Below are 14240 nucleotides of genomic sequence, written 5' to 3' on the forward strand. Positions count from 1 at the left end.
GCCGAGAAGCTGCCGAAGCCCTTCTGCTCGGCGAGTTCGCGCACGGCCGCGTACGACCCCGCGAAACCGATGCCGGCGATGACGACCGCACCGGCGACGACCACGCCGATGAGTATTCGGTGCGTGCGTGTCAGCTGCATCGCGGCCACCCGCGAACCCCTCCCTGTTCGGTTTGTTGCGAGCGACAGCCTGGCACACGCATGCGGAAGACGGTGTGCCGGTACGGCAGGAGCCCGGCCACCAGGGGGCCGGGCTCCACAACTGCCTTGACTGCGCTGCCAGTTGTACGCGTGAGGTGTACGCGGGCTTCTTGCCGCCCGACGTCAGCTCTTGGGCTTGGCGCTGGACTTGGAGCTGTCCTTGGAGTCCGAGTCCTTGGAATCCTTCGAGCCGGAGTCCTTGGAGCCGGAGTCCTTGGAGCCGGAGTCCTTCGAGTCCGACTCCTTGGAGCCGCTGCTGCCGCTGCCGCTGTCCGTGCCGCCCGCCTTGTTCGCGGAGACGACCGCGGCGGAGGCCTCCTTCGCCGCCTTCTCGGCGGCCTTGGACAGGTCCTTCGCGCTCGGCGCCTTGTCGCCGGCCAGGCCCGCGCCGTTGTAGTCGATCGTGACGACGGCGTTCTCCACGCGCGTCACGACCGTCTGCTGCTTGAAGTTTTCCTTGTCCTTCTTCAGGTCGTACGCCACGACCGTCGTCTGGTCGCCCATGCCCGGCACCGGCTCCGTCTTGACGCTCTTCGCGCCCTCCGTCGCCTGCGCGTCCGCGACCTGCTTCGCGAAGTTGTTCTGCGCGCGCTTGGCACCGCTGCCCAGCGACGCGTCCGAGTCGAAGCGCATCAGCGAGACGCGGAGCCAGCGGAACTGCGAGCCGTCGACGCCGTTGTTGTCGAGGCTGTCCCAGGAGCAGGTGCCGCGCGCCGACGTGTCGTCGGACGTGCCCGCCTTGCCCGACTTGTCCTTGGCCTTCGGGACGAGGTCGTCGAGCGACTTCTTCGACAGGACCTCGCAGGGCTCGGGCAGCTTGCTGAATGCCGCCTTCTCCACGGTCGCGGCCTTGTCCTTGCCCGAGGCCGAGGCGGAAGCCTTCGAGCCCGAGTCCTTCTTGGCCCCGTCCGAATCCGAGCCGGAGTCGGAGGAGCAGCCGGAGGCAATGAGGATCACCGGTACGGCGGCTGCGCAGGTGAGTATGCGGGTGAGTCGCTGTGCTGGTCGGTGCATGGTTCCTTCACTCAAGTCACTCAAGACGGCTGTCGTCGGTTCGATGGGCCACGGTACGCCGTGCCCGACGCGGACGGCTCCGCTTCCGAGGAGCCGGGCACCTGTCCGAACCGTCGCTATTCGTCGAAGCCGTCGGCCAGGCTTCCGGCCAGTTCCTGCGCCATGTCCTGCATTTCCTTGCTGTCGGGGATGTCGGTGAGACGCCCCGGCTGCTCGTCGTACTCGACGGTCACGATGACGTTCGACGTGCGGAACACCACAGTCACCGTGCGGTGCCGGGTCGCGGAACCGGACGTGGTGAGCGCGTCGTCGAGGAAGGCCTCGTCGCCCAGGTCGTCGAGGATGCGGGGCTCAAGACCGGGGGGCGTGACGGCCTCTCCCGAGGAGTCGCCGGAGGCGCTGTCGCCCGCGTCACCCTTGCCGTCGCCCTTGCCGGACTCGTCCGCATCCGTACCGTTGTCGGCACCGTCGGAAGGCTCGGCACCGGCCCCCTCGTCCTCACCCGTGTCCTCGTCCTCGTCGGCGGTCGGGGTGCCGGAGGGCTCGGGCAGATCCGCCTTCTGGACCTTCGACGCGTAGACCTCCGTGGCGCGGGTGTCGTCGCTGACGCCGTTGTCGTACGAGACGACGCGCTCGAAGTCGACGAGCAGATGGTGGGTGGCGCCGGAGGACTCCACCTTCCAGCGGCAGCCCACACGCCGGTCGGTGTCGTACGTGACGGTGGGCGCACCCTCGTACGCCTTCTCCCGCTGCTCCTCGTCCTGCATCTCCTTGATGCCGGGCAGCATCGAGTCGAGCGTGCTGCGGTCGACCTGGCCGCAGGGCTCGGGGAGCGTGCGGTACTTGCCGGGCTCGGCGGCCGCGGTGGAGCTGCCGGTGTCGCCGGGCTTCGAGTCGTCCGGCTCGCCGCCGAGCGCACCCCCGCCGGTGCAGCCGGCGAGCAGCGCCGCGATGAGAGCTGCGACGCCTGGTACGTAGGCCTTCCGCTGCACCGTGTGGGCTCCTTCTCGCCGGGGATATTGGGTTGCCGCTGGTGGGCGACCGGTGGACACAATGTGTATCGCACGCAATGCCGTGGACGCCGGTCCGTCGTACCTTTCGTTGACCTTGGCTCCGGTATTTGCGCTACGAGACTTTCAGCACTTCTGTTCAACTACGGGGGAATGAGGACGTTATGTCGTACGTGGAGGTTCCCGGGGCAAAGGTACCGATCCGCATGTGGACGGACCCGGCCTCGGTCGAGGATGTCGCACTCCAGCAGCTCCAGAACGTGGCGACGCTGCCCTGGATCAAGGGCCTGGCCGTCATGCCGGACGTCCACTACGGCAAGGGCGCGACGGTCGGTTCGGTGATCGCCATGCAGGGGGCGGTGTGTCCCGCGGCGGTGGGGGTCGACATCGGCTGCGGGATGTCGGCGGTGAAGACCTCGCTGACGGCCAATGACCTGCCGGGGGATCTGTCGCGGCTGCGGTCGAAGATCGAGCAGGCGATTCCGGTGGGGCGGGGGATGCATGACGATGCCGTGGATCCGGGGCGGCTGCACGGGTTCGGCACGTCCGCCTGGGACGACTTCTGGTCGCGCTTCGACGGGATCGCCGATGCGGTGAAATTCCGTCAGGAGCGGGCGACCAAGCAGATGGGAACGCTCGGAAGCGGAAACCATTTTGTTGAATTCTGTCTCGACGAGTCGGGTGCGGTCTGGCTGATGCTGCACTCCGGCTCCCGGAACATCGGCAAGGAACTGGCCGACCACCACATAGGGGTGGCCCAGAAGCTGCCGCACAACCAGGGCCTCGTCGACCGCGACCTGGCGGTCTTCGTCGCGGACACCCCGCAGATGGCGGCGTACCGCAACGACCTCTTCTGGGCGCAGGAGTACGCGAAGTACAACCGCTCCATCATGATGGGGCTCTTCCAGGATGTAGTCCGCAAGGAGTTCAAGAAGGCGAAGGTGACCTTCGAGCCGGTGATCTCCTGCCACCACAACTACGTCAGCGAAGAGCGGTACGACGGGATGGACCTGCTGGTCACGCGGAAGGGCGCGATCCGTGCGGGCAGCGGCGACTTCGGGATCATCCCCGGTTCGATGGGCACGGGTTCGTACATCGTGAAGGGCCTCGGAAACGCGGCTTCCTTCAACTCGGCCTCGCACGGCGCCGGCCGGAGGATGAGCCGCAACGCCGCGAAGAAGCGCTTCTCCACGCAGGACCTGGAAGAGCAGACGCGGGGCGTCGAGTGCCGCAAGGACTCGGGCGTCGTGGACGAGATCCCGGGTGCGTACAAGCCGATCGAGAAGGTCATGGAGCAGCAGAGCGATCTCGTCCAGGTCGTGGCCAAGCTCAAGCAGGTCATCTGCGTGAAGGGCTGAGCGAACGGCTGGGCGTAGGGCTGAGCGAAGGGCTGAACCGCCGCGCGAGGCTACTTCGCGTTCTTGATGGCGAAGATCATCACGAACGCGATGATGTGGATGCCGAAGAGGAAGTACGCCAGGTACCACCACACCAGGCGTTCGTTCTTCGTCTCCTGGGTGAGGTGGCGCTGCTCGGCCGTTTCGGCGGTCCGGGCCGCTTCGTCCGGGTCCGGCATCACAGTTCCCTGTGGACCTTCGTGTTCGAGGCCTGGGCACGCGGGCGGACCACCAGGAGGTCGATGTTGACGTGCGGCGGGCGCGTCACCGCCCAGGTGATCGTGTCCGCCACGTCGTCCGCCGTGAGGGGTGCCGACACTCCCGCGTAGACCTTCGCGGCCTTCTCCTCGTCGCCGCCGAAGCGGGTCGTGGCGAACTCCTCCGTCTTGACCATGCCGGGGGCGACCTCGATGACGCGGACCGGGGTGCCGACGATCTCCAGGCGCAGGGTCTCGGCGAGGACGTGCTCGGCGTGCTTCGCGGCCACGTAGCCGCCGCCGCCCTCGTACGTGCCGTGCCCGGCCGTGGAGGAGAGGACCACGATCGTGCCGTCGCCGCTCGCGGTGAGTGCGGGGAGCAGGGCCTGGGTGACGTTCAGGGTGCCGATGACGTTCGTCTCGTACATCTGGCGCCAGTCGGCCGGGTCGCCGGTGGCGATGGTGTCGGCGCCGAGCGCGCCGCCCGCGTTGTTGACCAGGACCGCGACCTTGCGGAAGGCGGTGGCGAACTCGTCCACGGCCGTGCGGTCGGTGATGTCCAGCGCGTACGCCATCGCGTCGTGGCCCGCGGCCGTGATCTCTGCGGCGAGGGCCTCGATGCGGTCCTTGCGGCGGGCGGTGAGGACGACGCGGTAGCCGGCGGCCGCGAGTCCGCGCGCGGTGGCGGCGCCGATGCCGCTGCTCGCGCCGGTGACGATCGCGATGCGGGTGGCGGCGGGCGCGGCGTTCGCGGCGGCGGTCATGTCTGCTCCTTGTGCGTCCTGATGCGTACGTACGTTCCTGTCCTGTTCCGCCAGGATAGGTCGCCCGCCTAGCGACCCCGGGGCGCGTACATGATCACCGCCATGCCCGCGAGGCAGATCAGCGCTCCGGTCACGTCCCAGCGGTCGGGCCGGTAGCCGTCGGCGACCATGCCCCAGGCGATCGATCCGGCGACGAAGACGCCGCCGTACGCGGCGAGGATGCGGCCGAACTCGGCGTCGGGCTGGAGCGTGGCCACGAAGCCGTAGATGCCGAGGGCGATGACGCCCGCGCCGATCCAGGCCCAGCCCTTGTGCTCGCGTACGCCCTGCCAGACGAGCCAGGCGCCGCCGATCTCGAAGAGTGCGGCGAGGGCGAAGAGGGCGACGGAGCGTGCGACGAGCATGGGGGAATCGTGGCACGGGAGCGGGTGTCTGCGTCGTACGCTTTCTGTCTGACGCAGATGTCTTCAGAAGGGGGTCTTCGTGGCCGAGAAGACGAAGGGCGCGCGGCGCGCTGCTCTCGTGGACGAGCTGTCCGTCGAGTCGCGGCGCTACATGGCCTCGTACGCCCTCTTCAATCAGGCCGTCGCCGACCATCTGAAGCTGCACCCCACCGATCTGCAGTGCCTGAACCTGCTCAGCCTGGAGGCCGCGCCCGTCACGACGGGCCGTATCGCCGAGCTGACCGGTCTGACGACGGGCTCGGCGACGCGGCTCGTGGACCGTCTGGAGAAGGCGGGCTATGTCGTGCGGGAGCGGGACGTCGCCGACCGGCGGCGGGTCCTGGTCTCGACGGTGCCGGACGCGGTGGTGGAGTTCGGGCGGATGTGGGACAAGCTCGGGGGCGGCTGGTTCGCGCTCTTCGAGCGGTACGACGACGATGAACTGGACCTGCTCATCGGCCACATGCGCCGCACCGTGGAATTCAGTGCGGCGCAGGTGGCGCGGTTGCGGGGCGGGGAGCTGGACGGCTGATCCCGCCGGGGCCCAGGGGGGCTGAGGGTCTGGGGGCTAGTGGTGCTGGTCCTCCTGCGGCTTGCGCGGGAGGAGTCGTACGAGGGCGCAGCAGAGCAGGGTGACGCCCGCGACGACGGTGAGGGTGACGGCCATGGCGTGGTCGGGGCCGCCGTCGGCGCCGTCGGCGGTCTTGAAGAAGACGGTGACGACGGTGGCCGCGCCGATCGCGTTGGCCAACTGCTGCACGGCGCTGAGCGATCCGCTCGCGCTGCCCGCTTCCTGGGGTGCGATGTCGCCGATGGTGATGTCGTAGACGGTGCCGAAGCAGGTGCCCATGCCGAGGCCGATGACGAGCATGGGTGGCACGAGGGCCCAACTGCCCGTGTCCGTACCGGAGCTGGTGACGATCGCGAGCAGGTATCCGGTACCCGTCAGGATGATCAGCAGGCCGATGAGGACGAGCGTGCGGCCGAGCCTGCCGATGAGGCCGTGGCAGGCGACGGACGCGATGACGATGCCCGCGGAGAGCGGGATGAGGCCGAGCGCGGTGCCGGAGGGCGTGCGGCCGAGGCCTTCTTGCAGGTAGAGCGAGATGACGTAGAGCAGTCCTGACACGGCGGCGGAGAAGGCGACGCAAAGGACGAGCCCCGATGTGAAGCCGCGGTTGCGCAGCAGCGACGGCTTGATCAGCGGGTTCGGTGCGGTGCGCTGACGGCGGCAGAAGAGCGCGAACGCGGCGAGGCCCGCGGCGATCAGGAGTACGGGTGCGGTGGTCCAGCCGTTCGTGGAGCCCTCGATCAGGCCGGAGAGCAGTCCGAGCATGGTGGCGCCGAGGAAGGCCGAGCCGGTGCCGTCGATCGAAGTGGTGCTGTCGCCGGGGTCCTTGGGGAGGAGGCGGGCGGCGGCGACGAGGGCCGCGCCGCCCAGCACGAGGTTGATCAGGAACATGGACCGCCAGCCGAGGCCGCCGAGGTCGGCGTCGATCAGGAACCCGGCGAGGATGGGGCCGCCGACGGCGGAGAGCCCCATGGCGGGCGCGAAGAGACTGAACGCCTTGCCGATCTCCTCGCGGGGCCAGACCGCGCCGAGGATGCCGAAGCCCTGCGGGATGACGAGTGCGCCGAAGGCGCCCTGTGCGAGGCGGGCGACGGTGATCGACTCGGGGCTGAAGGCGAGCCCGCAGGCGACCGAGGCGAGCGTGAAGCCGCCTAGGCCGATGAGGAACAGCCGCCGTCTTCCGTACTTGTCGCCGAGCCGTCCGCCGATGACGAGGAGTACGCCGAGGGCGAGCGCGTAGGAGGCGCCGAGCCACTGGATGAGTCCGGGGCCGCCGTCCAGGTCCTTGGCGATGGTGGGGGCGGCGATGTTGGTGATGGTGGCGTCGACCAGGTCGAGTACGTCCGCGGCGAGGATCACGGCCAGGACGGCCCAGCGTTTTCGTGGGGTGAGGGCGTGACTGGTGGTGGGCGTGGACGTCTGGGTTTCCGTTTCCGTGGGCACGGTGGGTTCCTTCGTGTGCGGGGTGGAGGCGTGTGGGTGCGCAGTCGCGGCGGCAGGATATGTGCGGCGCCATGCAGAAGCTGCGTCACGCAGATAAATGTGCGGGGGGAGGGTCTGTGCTGTCAAGGCGGTTTGTGGGGACGGTCCGTCTTCGGGCGGTGGTGCCGTCCGCTGGGCGGTGCGGGGCCGTCTTGGGGTGCGGGGCCGTCTTGGGGTGCGGGGCCGCGCCGGTATGTCCGTCCTCGCTGTCGTCCGGTGGCCGTGCAGTTCCTTCGGCGGGGGAGTCCTGCGAACCGTGCTCCGGGCGGACATACCGGCACGTCCCCTCGCGTGCACTGCCGACTGCGGGTGGATGGGGGCGCGCCCGCTGTTCCTCGGGCGTTGTCGGACCCTCGCCGTACCGTGGCCGGTATGGAGAGATCTGTACGTCTGGTTCGCTGGTCCGAGGGTGACTTCGAGTTGTTGGTCGCCTGCAACTCCGCTGAGATGACCGCGCACTTGGGGGGTCCCGAGACGCATGAGCAGTTGGTGTCCCGGCACCGCCGCTATCTCGCGCTCGATGAGCGGGGGCAGATGTTCCGGATCGTGCTGGACGAGGTCGCCGTCGGGTCCATCGGGTACTGGGAGACGTCCTGGCAGGGAGAGTCCACCTGGGAGACGGGGTGGAGCGTGCTGTCCGGGTTCCAGGGGCGGGGGATCGCGGCGAGCGCCGCGCGGATGGTCGTCGAGGAGGCTCGGGCCGCCGGTCGGCACCCGCGGTTGCACGCCTTTCCCTCGGCGGACCACGCGGCTTCCAACGGGGTGTGCCGGAAGGCCGGGTTCACGCAGGGGGGCGAACACGACTTCGAGTACCCGAAGGGGCACTGGATGCGGTGCAACGACTGGAGCGTCGACCTGACCCTCAGTGCGGCGCGTACGCCGTCGGAGGCACACCCACCGTCGTCGTGAAGTCCCTGACGAGGTGGGCCTGGTCGGCGTAGCCCAGCGTGGCCGCCAGGTCCGCCCAGTCCACCTCCGCGTCCGTCTCCGCCCGCTCCAGCGCCTCGTGGATCCGGTGGCGCAGGATCAGCCACTTCGGGCCGACCCCCACGTAGGCCGAGAACAGTCGTTGCAGCGTCCGTACGGTCATGCCCTCCGCCCGCGCGAACTCGCTCACCCGGCGGATCCCGCGGTCCGTGCCGATGCGTTCGGCGAGGGCCATGGCCAGGTCCGCCTGGGGGTCGGGCGTGGGGCCGACGGCCAGGAGGAAGGCGTCGAGTGCCGCCACCCGCGCCTGCTCCTCGTCGGGGGTCAGGACCGCGTCCAGTGCGCCGTCGGGGACCTCGGCGAATACCTGGTCCAGGGGCAGCATCCGCCGGCCGGTCCAGGCGGACACCGGGTGCTCCGGGGCGAATGGGCGGAAGCCGCCGGGGCGGAACTTCACCCCGCACACCCGCCCCCGCCCCTCCAGCTTCTGGGTGAAGAGGCCGAGCCCGATGCCCGCGACCTCGGCGAAGGGTTCCTGGCCGGGGAGGGTCTGGAAGACGACGTTCACGGAGGGGTGCGGGACGATGTGTGAGGCGTACGGCTGGGACAGGTCCCAGTCGATCAGCCAGTACTGCTCCACGTACGGGCGCAGCGCGGGTGCTGCCAGGTGCCGGCGGAACCGTGCGCGGGCGAAGAGTCCTGCGGCGTCGACGATGCCCTTGGTGTCGCTGCGCGGGGCGGGCTCGGAGGCGTCGGCCATGGCTGGATCGTATGCCGGAGGTCTGCGGCCGGTGTCGCGTTTCTTCAAGCCACGAGGGTGATCGCGGTCCTAACGTCGTGGCATGACTGAGAACAGCATCGGTGATCTCCTGAAGGTGGCGGCCGACCACGCCGTCCCTGTCGTCCGCGCCATCCCGGAAGACCGCCTCACCGCCCCCACGCCCTGTGCCGATTACGACGTGAAGGCCCTGGTCAACCACCTCCACCAGGTGATCGTCCAGTTCCAGGCGCTGGCCGCCAAGCAGGACTCCGAGTTCGGCGAGACCCCCGACTTCGTCGCCGGGAGCCCCGACTGGCGCGACCGTTTCGCCGACGAGGCGGGGAAGCTGGTCGCCGCCTGGTCCGCCCCTGGCGCCGACGAGGGAACGACGGGAGCCATGGGCATGCCCGCGACGACCGTCGGCAGCATGGCGCTGCTCGACCTGACGGTGCACGCCTGGGATCTGGCCCGTGCCACGGGTCTGGAGTTCGAGGCGGCCCCCGAGAGCAGTGGTGTGGTCGCCGCGTTGCGGGAAGCCGTCGCGGGGCTGGCGCCGACCGCCCGGAAGATGGGCGTCTTCGGGGAGCCGGTGGCCGTGCCCGAGGGGGCCGGAGAGCTGGAGCGACTGCTTGCCGAGACGGGCCGAGACCCGCGCTGGACCCCGCGGACCCCGGCTGCCTAGCCGAGGAAGCCCTGCCGGGCCGGACCCCGTCGGCTGCCTGGCCGAGGAAGCCCTGCCGGGCCGGACCTCGCCCCGCCCGAAGCCCCGCCCGGGAATACCCCCTGGACCGCCACCGTTCCGTAGGTATAGTTGAACAGTCAACAACCTGCGGAGAGTGAGTCAGCCATGCAGTCCGGATCCGGCATGCAGTTCGGGATCTTCAGCGTCGGCGACGTGACGCCGGACCCCACCACGGGCCGCACCCCCACCGAGCACGAGCGCATCAAGGCCATGGTCGCCATCGCGCTGAAGGCCGAGGAGGTCGGGCTCGACGTGTTCGCGACCGGCGAGCACCACAACCCGCCGTTCGTCCCGTCCTCGCCCACGACGATGCTCGGCTACATCGCCGCCCGCACCGAGAACCTGATCCTCTCCACCTCCACCACCCTCATCACCACGAACGACCCGGTGAAGATCGCCGAGGACTTCGCGATGCTCCAGCACCTCGCCGAAGGCCGGGTCGACGTGATGATGGGCCGCGGCAACACCGGCCCGGTGTACCCGTGGTTCGGCAAGGACATCCGGCAGGGCATCAACCTCGCCGTCGAGAACTACGCGCTCCTGCACCGGCTGTGGCGCGAGGACGTCGTGACGTGGGAGGGCAAGTTCCGTACGCCCCTGCAGTCCTTCACCTCGACGCCCCGCCCGCTGGACGGCACCGCACCCTTCGTCTGGCACGGCTCCATCCGCTCCCCGGAGATCGCCGAGCAGGCCGCGTACTACGGCGACGGGTTCTTCCACAACAACATCTTCTGGCCGCAGGAGCACACCAAGAAGATGGTCGACCTCTACCGGCGCCGGTTCGCGCACTACGGGCACGGCACCGAGGAGCAGGCGATCGTCGGGCTCGGCGGGCAGGTCTTCATGCGGAAGAACTCCCAGGACGCGGTGCGGGAGTTCAGGCCGTACTTCGACAACGCTCCCGTCTACGGGCACGGGCCCTCGCTGGAGGAGTTCACGTCCCAGACGCCGCTGACCGTCGGCTCCCCGCAGCAGGTGATCGACCGGACGCTGTCCTTCCGCGACGCCGTCGGCGACTACCAGCGCCAGCTGTTCCTGATGGACCACGCGGGCCTGCCCCTCAAGACGGTCCTTGAGCAGCTGGACATCCTCGGCGAGGAGGTCGTCCCGGTCCTGCGCGAGGAGTTCGCCAAGAACCGCCCGGCGAACGTCCCGGACGCACCGACGCACGCCGCCCGCGTGGCGGCCCCGCAGGGCAAGGAGGTCACCGCATGAAGCAGATGAAGCGCATGAAGCTCGTCGTCGTATCGGCGGGGCTCGGCGTCCCCTCCTCCACCCGACTCCTGGCCGACCGCCTCGCGGCGGCCACCGGACGCCATGCCGACGTGGAGATCCAGGTCGTCGAACTCCGCGACCTGGCCGTGGAGATCGCGCACAACTACGCCACCGGATTCCCCGGCCCCGAACTGAGCGCGGCTGCGGACGCGGTGAAGTCAGCGGACGGCCTGATCGCCGTCACGCCGGTCTTCTCCGCCTCGTACAGCGGCCTTTTCAAGTCGTTCTTCGACGTGCTCACGGTCCTCGACAAGGACGCGATCGCCGGTACGCCGGTCCTGATCGCGGCGACAGGCGGCACCGCACGCCATTCGCTGGTCCTGGAGCACGCGATGCGTCCGCTGTTCGCGTACCTGCGGGCGGTGGTCGTGCCGACCGCCGTGTACGCGGCGTCCGAGGACTGGGGCGCCGACGGCCTGGAGGGCCGCATCGAGCGGGCCGCGGCCGAATTGGCCGAAATCATGCGGCCGGCGCCGGTCCAGGAGGACGACCTCGTCCCCTTCGAGCGGCAGCTCGCGGCGCTGCGGCCGGAGTAGCTCCGGCATACGCGGACGGCGTGGGGGTCGGGTCAGGGCCACACCAGGCAGTACGCCTGATGCCCCGCGTCATGCAGCCGGTGGCTGAAGTCCTGCCATTCGTGCAGCAGTTGATAGACGTTGAACGCGTCGCGCGGGCCGCCGCGGTCGGGGACCGTGGACCAGATGAACGCCGCGGCGCCGACCGACTCCTCGCCGATGCCGCGCAGCGGGTCGACGACCGTCATGGGGAGCTTCACCACGGCGTAGTCGGGGTGCAGGACGACCAGTTCGAGCGGGGGGACCTTGTTCAGGGGTATCCCCTCGATGCCGGTCAGGACCATCGCGGCCACCGTCTCCGGCTTGATCTTCGTGAACATGCCGCCCATGCCGAGCTCGTCACCGCCGAGCTCTTCGGGGCGCATCGAGATGGGCACTCGGGCGGCGGTCGCGCCGTCCGGGGCTCCGAAGTACTTGTAGGTCACCCCGCCCACCCGGCCACTCCTGGTTCCCGCCCGGTCCTGCTCCGTCTCGCCCCGTGCCAAGGCCTCTGCCTCGGCCGCTTCCGCCTCGCGCCGGTGCTTGCCGATCCGCCGGGCACGCCGCGGGCCCAGGCCGTCGGTCCCCTCGCCCAGTCCGCCACCGCGATGCATATCTCCACCCGACTGCTTTTCCAGGGCGCCCGCCCCTGCTTTTCTAGGCCTCGCGGCCCCCGCCGCGCAACCCGATCATCGTGTCAGTGACCTCCCCCACGGTCACCGGCTAAAACGTCGAGTGAAACACCTGTCCGCAGGATGTCCGAAGCCTCTGACACCATGGTTCATGTGAGCTTCCCGTATAGCGCCCCAGTTTCGCAGACTCTCTTCGACCGTGCGGCGGCCGTGACGCCCGGCGGTGTGAACTCTCCCGTGCGCGCTTTCCGCGCTGTGGGCGGTACGCCCCGCTTCATGGTGTCCGGTACCGGTCCGTACCTCACGGATGCCGACGGCCGTGAGTATGTAGACCTCGTCTGCTCGTGGGGGCCGATGATCCTCGGCCACTCCCACCCCGATGTGATCGCCGCTGTTCAGGAGGCCGTCTCGCGCGGCACCTCCTTCGGCACGCCCGGCGAGGGCGAGGTCGCGCTCGCCGAGGAGATCGTCGCGCGCATCGCGCCCGTCGAGCAGGTGCGGCTCGTCTCCAGCGGCACCGAGGCGACGATGTCCGCGATCCGCCTGGCGCGCGGATTCACCGGCCGCGCCAAGATCATCAAGTTCGCCGGGTGTTACCACGGTCACGTGGACGCGCTGCTCGCCGCGGCGGGATCCGGTCTCGCCACCTTCGGCCTTCCGGACACCCCGGGCGTCACCGGCGCCCAGGCGGGCGACACGATCGTCGTTCCCTACAACGACCTCGATGCCGTGCGCGCCGCGTTCACCGCGAACGCCGGTGAGATCGCCTGCGTCATCACGGAGGCGTCGCCGGGCAACATGGGCGTCGTGCCGCCGCGTGAGGGCTTCAACCAGGGCCTGGCCGACCTCTGCCGGGAGAACGGCGCGCTGTACATCTCGGACGAGGTGATGACCGGCTTCCGTACGTCGAAGGCGGGCTGGTTCGGCGTCGACGGCGTGCGGCCCGATCTGATGACCTTCGGCAAGGTCATGGGCGGCGGCTTCCCGGCCGCCGCTTTCGGTGGCCGCGCCGATGTCATGGGGCACCTCGCCCCGGTCGGCCCCGTCTACCAGGCGGGCACCCTGTCGGGGAACCCGATCGCGACGGCCGCGGGCCTCGCGCAGCTGCGGCTGCTCGACGACGCGGCGTACGAGAAGGTCGACGTCGTCTCCGGGCAGCTGCGCGCCCTGGTCACCGACGCGCTCTCCAAGGAGGGCGTGGCGCACCGGCTGCAGAACGCGTCGAACATGTTCTCCGTCTTCTTCACCGACGGCGAGGTGCGGAACTACGACGACGCGAAGAAGCAGGAGTCGTTCCGCTTCACCGCGTTCTTCCACTCGATGCTGTCGCAGGGCGTGTATCTGCCGCCGTCGGCCTTCGAGTCCTGGTTCGTCTCCACCGCCCATGACGAGCGGGCGATCGAGAAGATCGCCGCGGCCCTGCCTTCGGCGGCGCGCGCGGCAGCCGAAGCCACTGAACCCACCACGGAGGCCACCGCATGAGCGCGGGCAGCGAGCTCACAGTCGTCCACGTGATGCGCCACGGGGAGGTGGAGAACCCGGAGGGGATCCTTTACGGGCGCCTTCCCGACTACCACCTCTCCGAGCTGGGGCGGCAGATGGCCGACCGGGTCGCCGAGCACCTCGCCCCGCGTGACATCACGCACGTCGTGGCCTCGCCCCTGGACCGGGCGCAGGAGACGGCGACGCCGATCGCCAAGGCGCAGGGCCTCGACCTGGCGACGGACGGGCGGCTCATCGAGGCGGGCAACGTCTTCGAGGGCAAGACCTTCGGGGTCGGCGACGGCGCGCTGAAGAACCCGGAGAACTGGAAGCACCTGGTCAACCCCTTCAAGCCGTCCTGGGGCGAGCCGTACGTCGAGCAGGTCGTGCGGATGATGGGCGCCCTGGACGCGGCGAAGGACGCGGCCCGCGGGCATGAAGCGGTGTGCGTCAGCCATCAGTTGCCGATCTGGATCGTGCGCAGCTTCGTGGAGAAGCGCCGCCTGTGGCACGACCCGCGCAAGCGGCAGTGCACCCTGGCCTCGCTGACGACGTTCACGTACCGCGGCGACAAGATCGTGTCGGTGGGGTACAGCGAGCCGGCGCGGGATCTCGTCCCCGCTCATCTCCTCGCGGGTGCCAAGCCGGTGAAGGGGAAGGCCAAGGCGTTCGGCGCTTAGTCATGGGTGGCCCGCCTTCGATTCGTTGTCGACGGCGGGTAATTGACTGGCGACTGTATGTCCATTCTCGGTAAAAAGCGCTAAATATGTGCTTGTTGCAGGAACCTCCC

At 69.5% G+C, this 14240-nt stretch carries 17 protein-coding genes; 8 read left to right on the top strand and 9 right to left on the bottom strand.

The window, feature by feature from the left end:
• The 3 genes from AC07AG_RS39775 to AC07AG_RS39785 form a co-directional block, all read right to left on the bottom strand.
• The coding region (locus tag AC07AG_RS39775; RefSeq protein WP_478761929.1) for a DUF2637 domain-containing protein at nt 1–149 on the bottom strand (149 nt) is incomplete at its 3' end.
• Nucleotides 150–323: 174 nt separating this feature from the next.
• Nucleotides 324–1214 carry a DUF3558 domain-containing protein gene (locus AC07AG_RS39780; RefSeq protein ID WP_478761711.1) on the bottom strand — a complete coding sequence of 297 codons (891 nt, stop codon included), beginning with the start codon at nt 1212–1214 and terminating at the stop codon, nt 324–326.
• Between the two features lie 116 nt (nt 1215–1330).
• Nucleotides 1331–2206: a DUF3558 domain-containing protein gene (locus AC07AG_RS39785; protein WP_478761713.1), complete on the bottom strand. Its 876-nt coding sequence runs from the start codon at nt 2204–2206 to the stop codon at nt 1331–1333.
• Between the two features lie 182 nt (nt 2207–2388).
• On the opposite strand from AC07AG_RS39785, the gene AC07AG_RS39790 reads away from it, so the two are divergent.
• A complete protein-coding gene (locus AC07AG_RS39790; RefSeq protein ID WP_478761715.1) occupies nt 2389–3582 on the top strand; it encodes an RtcB family protein in 1194 nt (397 codons plus the stop codon).
• Nucleotides 3583–3632: 50 nt separating this feature from the next.
• On the opposite strand, the gene AC07AG_RS39795 is transcribed toward AC07AG_RS39790, so the two are convergent.
• The 3 genes from AC07AG_RS39795 to AC07AG_RS39805 all read right to left on the bottom strand — a co-directional run bounded on the left by AC07AG_RS39795 (nt 3633) and on the right by AC07AG_RS39805 (nt 4986).
• Nucleotides 3633–3800 (bottom strand): hypothetical protein, encoded by a 168-nt coding sequence (locus AC07AG_RS39795; protein ID WP_478761717.1) that lies wholly within the window; start codon nt 3798–3800, stop codon nt 3633–3635.
• The gene (locus AC07AG_RS39800; RefSeq protein ID WP_249588522.1) at nt 3800–4582 is read right to left on the bottom strand and encodes an SDR family NAD(P)-dependent oxidoreductase; all 783 of its coding nucleotides are present in this window, start codon (nt 4580–4582) and stop codon (nt 3800–3802) included. Before AC07AG_RS39800 ends, AC07AG_RS39795 begins: the two co-directional genes overlap by 1 nt.
• Before the next feature lie 68 nt (nt 4583–4650).
• On the bottom strand, nt 4651–4986 hold the full coding sequence (locus AC07AG_RS39805; RefSeq protein ID WP_478761719.1) for a YnfA family protein: 336 nt from the start codon (nt 4984–4986) through the stop codon (nt 4651–4653).
• 151 nt (nt 4987–5137) lie between these two features.
• On the opposite strand from AC07AG_RS39805, the gene AC07AG_RS39810 reads away from it, so the two are divergent.
• The gene (locus tag AC07AG_RS39810) at nt 5138–5557 is read left to right on the top strand and encodes a MarR family winged helix-turn-helix transcriptional regulator (RefSeq protein WP_478761930.1); all 420 of its coding nucleotides are present in this window, start codon (nt 5138–5140) and stop codon (nt 5555–5557) included.
• 36 nt (nt 5558–5593) lie between these two features.
• Here AC07AG_RS39810 and AC07AG_RS39815 read toward each other — a convergent pair whose 3' ends face one another.
• Nucleotides 5594–7039: an MFS transporter gene (locus tag AC07AG_RS39815; RefSeq protein WP_478761721.1), complete on the bottom strand. Its 1446-nt coding sequence runs from the start codon at nt 7037–7039 to the stop codon at nt 5594–5596.
• A gap of 411 nt (nt 7040–7450) precedes the next feature.
• Here AC07AG_RS39815 and AC07AG_RS39820 point away from each other — a divergent pair, with 411 nt between their 5' ends.
• Nucleotides 7451–7987, top strand: a complete 537-nt coding sequence (locus AC07AG_RS39820; RefSeq protein WP_478761723.1) for a GNAT family N-acetyltransferase — start codon at nt 7451–7453, stop codon at nt 7985–7987.
• Here AC07AG_RS39820 and AC07AG_RS39825 read toward each other — a convergent pair.
• Nucleotides 7941–8765: a DUF6597 domain-containing transcriptional factor gene (locus AC07AG_RS39825; RefSeq protein WP_478761725.1), complete on the bottom strand. Its 825-nt coding sequence runs from the start codon at nt 8763–8765 to the stop codon at nt 7941–7943. The genes AC07AG_RS39820 and AC07AG_RS39825 overlap by 47 nt on opposite strands.
• An 82-nt stretch (nt 8766–8847) precedes the next feature.
• On the opposite strand from AC07AG_RS39825, the gene AC07AG_RS39830 reads away from it, so the two are divergent.
• The 3 genes from AC07AG_RS39830 (at nt 8848) to AC07AG_RS39840 (ending at nt 11318) form a co-directional block, all read left to right on the top strand.
• Nucleotides 8848–9447, top strand: a complete 600-nt coding sequence (locus tag AC07AG_RS39830; RefSeq protein WP_478761726.1) for a TIGR03086 family metal-binding protein — start codon at nt 8848–8850, stop codon at nt 9445–9447.
• Between the two features lie 183 nt (nt 9448–9630).
• Entirely contained in the window at nt 9631–10722 is a 1092-nt protein-coding gene (locus AC07AG_RS39835; protein ID WP_478761932.1) for an LLM class flavin-dependent oxidoreductase, read from the top strand.
• A gap of 14 nt (nt 10723–10736) precedes the next feature.
• Nucleotides 10737–11318 carry an FMN reductase gene (locus tag AC07AG_RS39840; RefSeq protein WP_478761933.1) on the top strand — a complete coding sequence of 194 codons (582 nt, stop codon included), beginning with the start codon at nt 10737–10739 and terminating at the stop codon, nt 11316–11318.
• A 32-nt stretch (nt 11319–11350) separates the two neighbouring features.
• Here the strand turns inward: AC07AG_RS39840 and AC07AG_RS39845 are convergent, their stop codons facing one another.
• Entirely contained in the window at nt 11351–11950 is a 600-nt protein-coding gene (locus tag AC07AG_RS39845; protein WP_383332664.1) for a hypothetical protein, read from the bottom strand.
• Nucleotides 11951–12112: 162 nt separating this feature from the next.
• Here AC07AG_RS39845 and hemL point away from each other — a divergent pair, with 162 nt between their 5' ends.
• Together hemL and AC07AG_RS39855 are read left to right on the top strand one after the other, a co-directional pair.
• A complete protein-coding gene (gene hemL, locus AC07AG_RS39850; protein ID WP_478761934.1) occupies nt 12113–13450 on the top strand; it encodes a glutamate-1-semialdehyde 2,1-aminomutase in 1338 nt (445 codons plus the stop codon).
• Complete coding sequence (locus AC07AG_RS39855) at nt 13447–14130, top strand: histidine phosphatase family protein (RefSeq protein ID WP_249588515.1); 684 nt, start codon at nt 13447–13449, stop codon at nt 14128–14130. Before hemL ends, AC07AG_RS39855 begins: the two co-directional genes overlap by 4 nt.
• Nucleotides 14131–14240: the final 110 nt, after the last annotated feature.

The sequence above is a fragment of the Streptomyces sp. NPDC044044 genome, assembly GCF_056434405.1.